This window comes from Nocardia sp. NPDC004582 (assembly GCF_053602115.1).
Genome location: NZ_JBSGCY010000005.1, coordinates 111,507 through 121,318, shown reverse-complemented (window position 1 = coordinate 121,318; position 9,812 = coordinate 111,507). Strand labels below are relative to the sequence as shown.

11 protein-coding genes are annotated in these 9,812 nt (G+C 69.4%); 7 read left to right on the top strand and 4 right to left on the bottom strand.

All coding sequences use genetic code 11. The features are described from left to right. Positions 1 to 92 precede the first annotated feature (92 nt). Positions 93 to 1,259, top strand: a complete 1,167-nt coding sequence (locus ACWELJ_RS03135) for an N-acetylglucosamine-6-phosphate deacetylase (protein ID WP_452364522.1) — start codon at positions 93 to 95, stop codon at positions 1,257 to 1,259. Then, complete coding sequence (gene nagB, locus ACWELJ_RS03130; RefSeq protein ID WP_452364521.1) at positions 1,247 to 2,029, top strand: glucosamine-6-phosphate deaminase; 783 nt, start codon at positions 1,247 to 1,249, stop codon at positions 2,027 to 2,029. Before ACWELJ_RS03135 ends, nagB begins: the two co-directional genes overlap by 13 nt. A 3-nt stretch (positions 2,030 to 2,032) precedes the next feature. Here nagB and ACWELJ_RS03125 read toward each other — a convergent pair whose 3' ends face one another. Next, positions 2,033 to 2,404, bottom strand: coding sequence for a limonene-1,2-epoxide hydrolase family protein (locus tag ACWELJ_RS03125; protein ID WP_452364525.1), 372 nt, complete (start codon positions 2,402 to 2,404; stop codon positions 2,033 to 2,035). 140 nt (positions 2,405 to 2,544) lie between these two features. Continuing rightward, positions 2,545 to 3,135: a TetR/AcrR family transcriptional regulator gene (locus tag ACWELJ_RS03120; protein ID WP_452364520.1), complete on the bottom strand. Its 591-nt coding sequence runs from the start codon at positions 3,133 to 3,135 to the stop codon at positions 2,545 to 2,547. Between the two features lie 72 nt (positions 3,136 to 3,207). Between ACWELJ_RS03120 and ACWELJ_RS03115 the strand changes: the two genes are divergently transcribed. Together ACWELJ_RS03115 and ACWELJ_RS03110 are read left to right on the top strand one after the other, a co-directional pair. After that, positions 3,208 to 4,074 carry a class I SAM-dependent methyltransferase gene (locus tag ACWELJ_RS03115; protein ID WP_452364519.1) on the top strand — a complete coding sequence of 289 codons (867 nt, stop codon included), beginning with the start codon at positions 3,208 to 3,210 and terminating at the stop codon, positions 4,072 to 4,074. Then, the gene (locus tag ACWELJ_RS03110) at positions 4,071 to 4,943 is read left to right on the top strand and encodes a class I SAM-dependent methyltransferase (RefSeq protein ID WP_452364518.1); all 873 of its coding nucleotides are present in this window, start codon (positions 4,071 to 4,073) and stop codon (positions 4,941 to 4,943) included. The genes ACWELJ_RS03115 and ACWELJ_RS03110 overlap by 4 nt, the downstream gene beginning before the upstream one ends. A 7-nt stretch (positions 4,944 to 4,950) precedes the next feature. On the opposite strand, the gene ACWELJ_RS03105 is transcribed toward ACWELJ_RS03110, so the two are convergent. Beyond that, positions 4,951 to 6,195: a hypothetical protein gene (locus tag ACWELJ_RS03105; protein ID WP_452364517.1), complete on the bottom strand. Its 1,245-nt coding sequence runs from the start codon at positions 6,193 to 6,195 to the stop codon at positions 4,951 to 4,953. A gap of 177 nt (positions 6,196 to 6,372) precedes the next feature. On the opposite strand from ACWELJ_RS03105, the gene ACWELJ_RS03100 reads away from it, so the two are divergent. Beyond that, positions 6,373 to 6,675, top strand: coding sequence for a hypothetical protein (locus tag ACWELJ_RS03100; protein ID WP_452364516.1), 303 nt, complete (start codon positions 6,373 to 6,375; stop codon positions 6,673 to 6,675). Here the strand turns inward: ACWELJ_RS03100 and ACWELJ_RS03095 are convergent. Beyond that, positions 6,653 to 7,294, bottom strand: a complete 642-nt coding sequence (locus ACWELJ_RS03095; protein WP_452364515.1) for a TetR/AcrR family transcriptional regulator — start codon at positions 7,292 to 7,294, stop codon at positions 6,653 to 6,655. The two genes, ACWELJ_RS03100 and ACWELJ_RS03095, sit on opposite strands and share 23 nt — an antisense overlap. Before the next feature lie 120 nt (positions 7,295 to 7,414). On the opposite strand from ACWELJ_RS03095, the gene ACWELJ_RS03090 reads away from it, so the two are divergent. After that, entirely contained in the window at positions 7,415 to 8,701 is a 1,287-nt protein-coding gene (locus ACWELJ_RS03090; RefSeq protein WP_452364514.1) for an oxygenase MpaB family protein, read from the top strand. 122 nt (positions 8,702 to 8,823) lie between these two features. Further along, a complete protein-coding gene (locus ACWELJ_RS03085) occupies positions 8,824 to 9,780 on the top strand; it encodes a lipocalin-like domain-containing protein (protein WP_452364513.1) in 957 nt (318 codons plus the stop codon). Positions 9,781 to 9,812: the final 32 nt, after the last annotated feature.

Genomic DNA, 9,812 nt, shown 5'->3' with positions numbered 1-9,812 from the left:
GCCCAGTGCGCGGCCGCCGCCGCCGCGGTGGTGTCGGCCCGCACCGCCGCGGACGCCTTATCGGCCGCGCGCGCCGCCCTGGGGGCGGATAGGTGAGGACCACCCTGCGCGGCCGGGTCGTCACACTCACCGAGGTGGGCGAACTCGCCGACGGGGTGGTGTCGTTCGACGGCCCGCGCCTCGACTATGTCGGTCCGGCAGCGGAATTCGATGGTGAGCTGCCGGTGGCGGACGACCGGCCGCCGATCATCCTGCCGGGGTTGATCGATGTGCACTGCCACGGCGGCGGCGGGTTCGGCTTCCCCGAAACCGATGCCGAGGGCGTGGCGGCCGCCGCCCGTTTCCACCGTGGGCGCGGCACCACCACCCTGGTCGCCTCGCTGGTGTCGGCCACCGAAGCCGAACTGCGCGACCGCATCGACGTGCTCGGCGCCGCCGTGGACGCGGGCCTGCTGGCCGGCATCCACCTGGAAGGTCCGTTCATCAGCGAGCACCGGTGTGGAGCCCACGACCCGGACCGCATCCTGCCCGGTGATCCGGCGCTGCTGGAACGGCTGCTGGACTACGCGGGCGGCCGCATCCTGTCGGTGACCGTGGCCCCGGAAACCGCCAACTTCGATGCCGTCGCCTCGGTACTCGCCGACTCGAATGTGATTCTCTCCCTGGGACACACCGTCGCCGACTATGCGCGGTCGGTGCACGCCCTGCGGCGCGGGCGGCGGGTGTCGATCACCCACCTGTTCAATGCCATGCCCGAGCTGGCGCACCGCGACGCCAACTTCCTCACCGCCGCCATGGCCGCCGCCGGGCGCGGGGACGTGGTAGCCGAGGTGATCGGTGACGGCGTGCATCTGGCCGACGGGGTCGTGCGGATGGTGTTCGACACCATCGGCCCCGAGAACCTGGCCCTCATCACCGACGCGATGGCCGCCGCGGGCCAGCCCGACGGGCGCTATCAGCTGGGCAGTCTGGACGTCGTCGTCAAGGACGGCGTCTCCCGCCTCTACGACCCCGACGGCGCGGGACCCATCGCCGGCGGCACCGCCACCGCCTCGGATGTCCTGCGCCGCACCGTGTTCCAGGCCGGTGTCGACCTGACCGCGGCCGTGACCGCCGCCTGCGCCACCCCGGCCCGGCTGCTCGGCCTGGCCGGTGACGTGGGCGCGCTGTCCGCGGGGATGCGCGCCGACCTGCTGGTCACCGACCACTACCTGGACCCCGTGACCGTGTACAAGAACGGAGCGATATGGAACTCGTGATCACCGACAACGCCGCCGAGGCCGGTGTCCTGGCCGGCCGCATCATGGCCGACCACGTGCGCCGCGGCGCCCGCGCCATCGGTCTGGCCACGGGGTCCTCGCCGTTGGGGGCCTACCGGGAGCTGATCCGGCAGTACCGGGAGGAGGGGCTGAGTTTCGCCGGGGTGCGGGCGTTCCTGCTGGACGAGTACATCGGCCTGCCGCCCGGGCATCCGCAGTCCTACCGCCGGTTCATTCGCGACGAATTCACCGCCCACGTCGACTTCGCCGACGCCGACGTGCACAGTCCCGACGGCAATGCCGCCGACATCCCCGCCGCCGCGGCCGAATACGAGCGCGCGATCACCGCGAACGGCCCGATCTCGGTGCAGATTCTCGGCATCGGCGCCAACGGCCACCTCGGCTTCAACGAGCCCGGATCGTCACTGCGCTCGCGCACCCGCGTGAAGACCCTGACCCCGAAGACCCGCGAGGACAATGCCCGCTTCTTCGAGAACGACCTCGCGCAGGTGCCCACCCACGTGCTCACCCAGGGCCTCGGAACCATCAGCGACGCGGGCCATCTGCTGATGATCGCCACCGGCGACGGCAAGGCCGAGGCGGTCGCCGCCGCCGTGGAGGGCCCGGTCTCGGCGTTCTGCCCGGCCTCGATCCTGCAGATGCACCCGCACGTCACCGTCATCGTCGACCCGGCCGCCGCCGCGAATCTGAAGGCCGTCGACTACTACCGGTTCGCCGTCGCGAACAAGCCCTCCTGGCAGAGCTTCTGAGCGCTACGCGCCCGCCTGCATCGCCGCGAACGGGGCCATGTCGAAGTAGTCGCGCCACGCCGCGATCTTCCCGTCGCGCACCTCGAACACGCCGGTGACCGGCAGCTCGACCTTGTTGTCGCCCAGGCTGAATCGATCCGTGCGCTCGTTGAACACGACATTCCCGGTGACGGCCTGGTGATGGATCGAGAACTCGATCCCGCCGAACGCGCCGATGAATCCGCGCAGGAACTCGAGAATCGCGGCCTTGCCGACGAACGGATCCATCGGAATGTTGTGGTAGACCGCGTCCTCGGTGAAGAACTCGGCAATCGATTCGGGTGTGCCGGTGAGCCATTCGGCGCACATCGCGCTGACGATCTCGGCGGGGGACAAGGTGGCGTGCTCGTTGCTCACTGCGGTAAGAGACCTTTCCTGCGGGTGACCTGAACTACAGGAGCAAAACTCCCGTCATAGCGCGAGAGTGTCAAGGGTGGTCTCGCCGTGAGACTTTCACCCGTCGGCGTCTCGTCGGCTCATCGAGTCAGGGCCCCGCCGAGTGTGGCTCGCACCATGGTGTGCACCGCAGCGTTATCCGGCCGCGTTGCGGTGCGGTCCGCGAAGAGCAGATGCCCCGAGCCGATCAGCGTGCGGGCCAGCAGCTCAGTATCGGTACCGGCGGCGATGCGGCCGATGCGGGCTTCCGCGGCCAGGTATGCGGCAAGGGATTCGGTCGCCTCGAACAAGATTGGAATACCGTTCGGCCGGCTCTCGCGCAGCCGGGACCGCAGCGCGTCGCGATAGCAGACCAGGCTGACGATGGCCACCGCGACGGTCTCGAACACGCCGGTCAATGCCTCGGTGAGATTACTGGTGACGGCCCCGGTCCCGGCCTTGTCGCACAGGTCCGCGCCGAGCCGTTCGACCCGCGCGGTGCGATCCTCGACCAGTTCGGCGAGGAATCCGTCGAAGTCGGCGAAATGTTTGTGCAGCACACCCTTCGCGCATCCCGCCTCGGCGGTCACCGCCCGGCTCGTCAGTCCACTGGGACCCTCGCGCGACAGGATTCGCTCCGCGGCGTCGAACAACTGCTCGCGTGCGTCGCGAATGGCGACCCCGGTGGGCACCTACCTTCTCCTTCGTGTCGATCCGGCCCACGACCCTTGCCGAGTGGGCGAGCGCCCACTTAGAGTGGGCGCATGGTCACTCTACCGTCCGCAGAGTCCGAATCCGCCGATCAGAGTCCCCATCGACACCGTCAGGTGGCCGAATCCTTCGGCGTCGACGCCGCCCGCTACGACCGCACCCGGCCGCCTTATCCCACCGCGCTGATCGAGGCCGTGCTGGCGGCCGCCCCGGGCCGGCAGGTGCTCGACGTGGGGTGCGGCACCGGCATCGAGGCCCGCCAGTTCCGTGACGCCGGATGCGCGGTGCTCGGGGTGGAACCCGATATCCGCATGGCCGATTTCGCGCGCGGCACCGGCATCGCGGTCGAGATCGGCGTGTTCGAGCAATGGGATCGGGCCGGGCGCAGTTTCGATGCGGTCATCTCCGGAACCGCCTGGCACTGGGTCGATCCCGTCGTGGGCGCGGTGCGGGCAGCCGAGGCGCTGCGTCCGGGCGGCCGGCTGGCGGTGTTCTGGCATGTGCCGCAGCTGCCGCCCGCGGTGACCGCCGCGTTCGCCGCCGTCTATCGGGAATTCCTGCCCGAATCGCCCGCCTCCCTGGTGGCCGACCGCCCGGCGCTGGAGATCTATCAGACGATATTGACCAAGGTGGCCGACGGAATTCGCGCCTCGGGAGGCTTCACCAAACCCGAACAGTGGCGTTTCGATTGGCAGCACACCTACACCCGCGCCGAATGGCTCGACCAGATCCCGACGCACGGCGCGCTCACCCAGGCCCCTCCGGAGACGCTCGCGGCCGTCACCGCCGGCATCGGCGCGGCCATCGACGCCCTGGGCGGCAGCTTCACCATCGACTACGCCACCATGACGGTGACAGCCGCCGCGCATCGCGGCCTCGACCGGCGCAGCGGGGCCCGGGGACCGATAATGACCTCGTGACCGAGCGTGCAGCGAGCCGGACCGCGATCCTGGTGTGCCAGGGCCGCGCCGTCGCCGACGGGAGATTGGGCATCGGCCGATTCTCCGACCCGATCGCCACCGAACTACTGACCGCCCCCGAACGCGAACTGGTGGACCTCGTCCGATCGGACGCCGTCCCCACCTCGTTCGGTCCCCGCATGGAATACGAACTGCTCTCCGCCACAGCCGAAGTCCTCGCGGTCCGCACCATCGCCATCGACGACGCCGTCCGCGCCGCCGCCAACCCCCAACTGGTCATCCTCGGCGCGGGCTTGGACGCCCGCGCCTGGCGAATGCCCGAACTGCGCGGCACCCCCGTCTTCGAAGTCGACCACCCCGCCTCGCAGGCGGAGAAACGTGACCGCCTCGGCGACCGCAAGCCCCTCGCCGAGGTCCATTTCGTCCCCGTCGACTTCGCCACCGACTCCCTCCCCGCCGCCCTGGCGACCGCCGGCCACGACGGTTCCCGCCCCACCACCTGGATCTGGGAAGGCGTCGTCCCCTACCTGACCCCACCCCAAGTCGCCGATACGATCACCGCGATCGCGCAGCGCAGCGCCCCGGCCAGCCGCCTGCTCATCACCTACCCCACCCCCAACCGCGCCTACCATTACGGCCGCAAGGCGATGCAACTCATCCTCACCGTGTCCGGCCGCCCCAATCCCATGGCCCGCGAGCCCCAACGCTCCACCTGGACCCCCGAAGCCCTGGCCACCCTCCTCGCCACCCACGGCTTCACCGTCACAGCTGACCGAGATCTCGAATCGCTCGCCGCGGAATCCGGAGTCGAGGGCAAACACCGCTCCCTTCGAGCCGACGGCCACATTCTCACCGCCGACCGCCGCTGAATCGTCGCTAGGCGATTCGCGCGGCGGCGGCTGTGCGGTTGTCGTCTTCTTCGGTCGGGTCGGCCGCTATTCGCGTCAACCGTTCACGCACGCCGGGCACCGACAAATCCACCGTCGCGATCGCGATCCCGCGAGTCTCGGACTCGCAGTCGTCGAGGTACTCGATCGCTCGACCCCGAGGGAACTGCTCCGACAGGCGGGCGAACAGCAGAGCGCATCGTTGACGAAGGTAGGAGTAGACGGTGGTGTCGGCTATGGCTTCGACCACGGGTACGGCCGGCCGGTGATCGAGCCGCCTGAGTGCCTGAACGAGATCGCAGTGCTGCGAGATGAATTGGCTTCCCTCGGCGGTGGACGCCACCAGGTGTGCGAGCAGAACGTCGGCATCCGTCGGTTCCGCCAGGTCCGCGAGCAGGCTCAACGCGAGGCGGTTGTGCTCGGACTCGAGTCCGGCCGTCGTTCGGGCCCACGCGAGCGCACTGGGCGACCGCAGCCGCAGCACTTGTCTGCGGGTGGCGATCCGTATCCCGAGCGGGATGGACTGGTCGGCCAGTGCGTAGGCCGCGATCTCGAAAACTATTGTTTCCCAGTCGCTGTCGGGACACTCGGGTCGAGTGGTCGGCGCGATGAGTCCGTGGTCGGCGGCAAGCTGGAGAATCCGATTGCGATCGGCGGCGTCTCGCGCGGCGAGTCCGGAAGCGCGCGGGCGCATCGGCGCGGGCGACTCGCTACGCCGCTCCGGTCGATGAAGAAGCAATCGGCGTTGTTCGTCGTCGGCGACATCCAGCAGCTCATCGAATAGTCCGTCGGCCTCCGGAACATCGACGAACGGGATGAGTGCCCGGACGGCCAGATCGATGTCACGACGTGTGCGCAGATAGGCCCGCAACTCGGTCACGCTGCCGGCGACGCCGCGCCGGGCCAATCGCTCGAGTACGCCGACGACCAGCCATGCGTCCGGATCTCCGGTCGGATCAGGCGGGCCGTCACACGCGGCACGCAAGCGCCGCAGGTCGATGTCCAGCTCGGCGGCCAGTGTCGCATAGAGCCAATCGCGTTCTTCGACCTGATGGTCCCAGCGCGGATCGTGAACAATGCAGTCGATGAGGTGTTCCGCGGCCGCCTCCGGTGCCGCCGCCGCGGCAGCACGGGCAGCGCCGCGTCCCCGTTGGATCAGCCCGAGCAGCGAATCGGGTTCCGCCCAAGTCTGTTCGGTTGTTGGGTCGGAGTCGGTGTTCGAGGGTTCGGGCACGAGGCGAACCTAGGGCTCGGATGCCGTCCCCGGCCAGTGGATTTATCGGGCGTCGTCGCGCAGCGTCAGGGCGGATTCGATGAAGGGGAGGACGATTTCGAGAAAGTCGGCCGGCGCGGACGAGAAGGGGAGGTGCCCGGTGGGGAGGGTGCGGAGGGTGGAGCCGGGGATTCGCTGGTGGGCTTGTTGGCCGTAGCGAAGACGGGCGATCGGGTCGAGGCTGCCCCAGACGATGAGGCCGGCGACGCGGTCGGGGTGGTCGAGGGCGTCGGCGAATCCCACGGCGGTGACCGATCCCGCGCCAACTACCTGCTGGCCCTGCACCGCGAATTCCACGAGCGCCTGCAAGCCGACATCGACGCCGCCATCGCCCCGCACCCGCCCGGCCGCACCCGCCTGCTGGCGGGCTCCACCGCCTACCTCGACGGGATGGAAGCCGCGTTCGCGGCAGTGGTGCTCAGCTCCGTTCGGGTGCGGTGAGCAGGGCCAGGACCGTGTTGATCTGGTCGGGGGTCGGGGTGGGCAGGCTGTCATGGCCGTGGATGAAACCGATGCCGAGATAGACCATCGCGCCCGCGCGCAGCCGGGCGGCTTCGGCGTCGAAACCGAGTTCGGCCAGCGCGGATTGGATGACCTGGAAGATGCTCCGGTCCAGTTCGCGCACCGCGCCGGCGACCTGCGGGCGGGTGCGTGACCACTCCCGCACTGTGGCCTCGACCAGCCAGTTGCGTTCGACCAGCAGCGCGCCCATCGCCTCGATGCGCTGTTCCACCGGAATCGAGCCGACCGCGGCGAGATCGGCGATCACCCGGCCCTGGGTGGTGATCCAACGCTCGGCCATGGCTTCCTCGAGCCGCCCGATGTCGTCGAAATGCCAGTAGAAGCTGCCCTTGGTGACCCCGAGCTCGGTGCACAGGCGCGGAATGCGCAGGGCGGCCGGTCCTTCCCGGGCCAGCAGGGCGAGCGCGCCGTCCACCCAGTCCTCGTAGGACAGCCGTGGGGCACGGCGGCCGGTGGGGGTCGCCGAATCGCGTTGCCGCGTTTCGGCTTTCCTGGACCTGCGCGGTGTGGCGGCCGCGCGCGGTGGCTCGGCCGTCATCGGGGCCTGTTCAAGGTCTGCACTCCTCGATCGTAGAAGGCGAATTCCATACTTCAGGGTACCGATTCCATACTTCGGAGTATGGTGTGATCCGTTCAGGATCGGATCGAAAGGATCCCCATGCCGGTGGACACTCCCTCGCCTCCCGCTGCTGACCAGTCCGTTCCGGCGCGCTGCCCGACCGCCTTCCGCTATTGGGAGGGCCGGAACACGCCCGCCGCCAAGCGTTTCGAACGCATCCTCACCGCCATGACCGGCGGCGGGCCGTTCCCCACCGACGCGCAGGCGAGCGCATTGTGCGAGGACCTGTTCACCGGGGACCCGGTCGCCGAACGCTTCGTGGCCGAGGTGATGCACGGCGAGGCCGGGCCGCGGACCGGGCGCGCCATGCTCGACACCGCCCTGTCCTCGGGCCTCGACGCGGTGCCGGACGCACCCGCGGCCATGCGGGAACTGTTCGCCGAGTTCGATACTCGCCCCGACTGGGTGGACCCGGAACTGGTCGAGCGGGGCGCGGCCATCTGGCGGCGGTGGGGCACCATGCTGTTCAGTTTCGCCGGGGCCGAGACCCTGGAGATGTACACCGAGGCCGCCGTCGCCACCCCGCTCTCGCTGGCCGGCGGCTACGCCGGGGACAGCGCGCTGCGGCGCTTCCTCGAGACGTGCCGCTTCTGGATCGACGTCTCCCAGCCGGGTGCGCTGTTCACACCCGGATCCGCGGGCCGCGCCACCGCGATGAAGGTGCGGGTCATGCACGTATCGGTGCGGGCCCGCGTCGCCGGGCATCCGGAATGGGACACCCAGCGGTGGGGGTTGCCGATCAGCCAGACCTACCAGCTGCTGACCCTGCTCGGCGGCAGCGTCACCCCCGCCCTGGGCCTGTGGCTGCTGGGCTACCAGACGACGCCCTCGGAAATCCGTGCGCTCCTGCACTTCCAGCGCTACCTGGGACACCTGCTCGGCGTCCGGGTGCGGTGGTATCCGGAGTCGATCGCCGACGGCCTGCGGGTGCTGGCCATGACGATCGTCGCCAGATCCCACGACGCCGGAACCCACGGCGCCGAGCTGATCGAATCGTATCCGGCGGCGTTCGCACCGCGTGCGGATCAGCATGGGCTGCACCGTTTGCGCGCCGCCTACGGCTACCGGATCAACTCCGTCTACGCGGCGATGTACATGGCCCCCGGCACCCGACGCCGCTACCGCATGCCCGCGGTGTTCCCGTGGATTCTGCTGCCGGTGGCGCGATTTCCGCTGATCACGGCGATGGAAGTGGCGCGGCGGACCTGTCCGCCGTTCGCGCGGCTGCACGAGCGGATCCTGGTGCGCCACCGCGAGAACTGGTATCGCGCCCAAATGCGGGGCCGGGAAGCGCAATTCGACGCCACCGGCGCCCTGCGGCGCTGAAAAGGGGATCGGCAGTGACGAATATCGGGATCACCGAGGTCTGGAACGGTCCGGGACGTCGGGACGGCGTCCTCACGACGGTAGAACCCCACCACAACGGATCGCATCCATCGCCGAGTCGAATGGCGTTCGAGCACTGGTACTTCGACGCGCAACTCGACAGCGGCCACGTCGTGGTCGGCTTCCTCATCGAACGCCGCCCGGAGGACCTGCCGTGGGCGCGGCCCTGGGTCGAGTTGATCGTCTACACACCCGACGGCGACCGGCTGCAGCGGTCCAAGCGGTATTCGCGTGCGGCGACCAGCTTTTCGGCCGAGCGGTGCGATGTGCGCATCGGCGACAATCGGGCCTGGTCGGAGTTCACCGCGGACGGGCTGCCCAGGCATCACGTGCGCCTCGCCGAGGATGGCCTGGCCTTCGAGCTGACCTTCGAGAACGAGACGCCCGCGTGGATGCCGGGCCGGGGCGAAACCCGCTTCGGCGGTGGTGAGAGCTTCGGGTGGATGGTCGGTGCACCGCGTGCACGAGTGCACGGCACGCTGGAAATCGACGGGAAACGGTCGGCGGTGACCGGCCGCGGCTACGCCGACCACAACTGGGGCGTCGGCGATATGAAACGCATCATCGACCGCTGGCATTGGGGCCGCCTCTATACCGACGACTACTCGCTGTTGTACGCGCAGGTGCTCACCCAGCCCGGGCAGGGCTCGCACGCCATCGCGCCGCTGATGCTCGCCCGCAAGGACGAAATCGTGTTGTCCACGGGCGAAGCGCTGCTCACCGAGGGGCCGAAACGCCACGACCCGATCGCCGGGCGTGACTATCCGGAATGGATCGAGTTGCGTGTGCCGGACCAGCTGGACCTACGGCTCACCGTCGGCACGGTCATTCACGCTCACGACCTCTTCGACGATGTCCCGATCGTCCGATCGCGGGCCCTGCGCCCCCTGCTGCACCGGCTGATCGGCCACCCGGCCTACTTCCGGTTCCGATCCACCTTCGAACTGACGGTCCACACCGGCGCCGCGCCCTACCGCGAATCCGGTACCACGCTGCACGAGCTCGTCGCCCTGCGCTGAACCCAGCGGCAGGCGGTCGAGTCGGCGGGGAC

What these genes read in the sequence shown, in the direction of transcription:
- nagB (WP_452364521.1), top strand. Translation starts at nt 1,247, where the DNA reads ATGGAACTCGTGATCACCGACAACGCCGCCGAGGCCGGTGTCCTGGCC.
- ACWELJ_RS03115 (WP_452364519.1), top strand. Translation starts at nt 3,208, where the DNA reads ATGGTCACTCTACCGTCCGCAGAGTCCGAATCCGCCGATCAGAGTCCC.
- ACWELJ_RS03095 (WP_452364515.1), bottom strand. Translation starts at nt 7,294, where the DNA reads ATGACGGCCGAGCCACCGCGCGCGGCCGCCACACCGCGCAGGTCCAGG.
- ACWELJ_RS03090 (WP_452364514.1), top strand. Translation starts at nt 7,415, where the DNA reads ATGCCGGTGGACACTCCCTCGCCTCCCGCTGCTGACCAGTCCGTTCCG.
- ACWELJ_RS03085 (WP_452364513.1), top strand. Translation starts at nt 8,824, where the DNA reads ATGGCGTTCGAGCACTGGTACTTCGACGCGCAACTCGACAGCGGCCAC.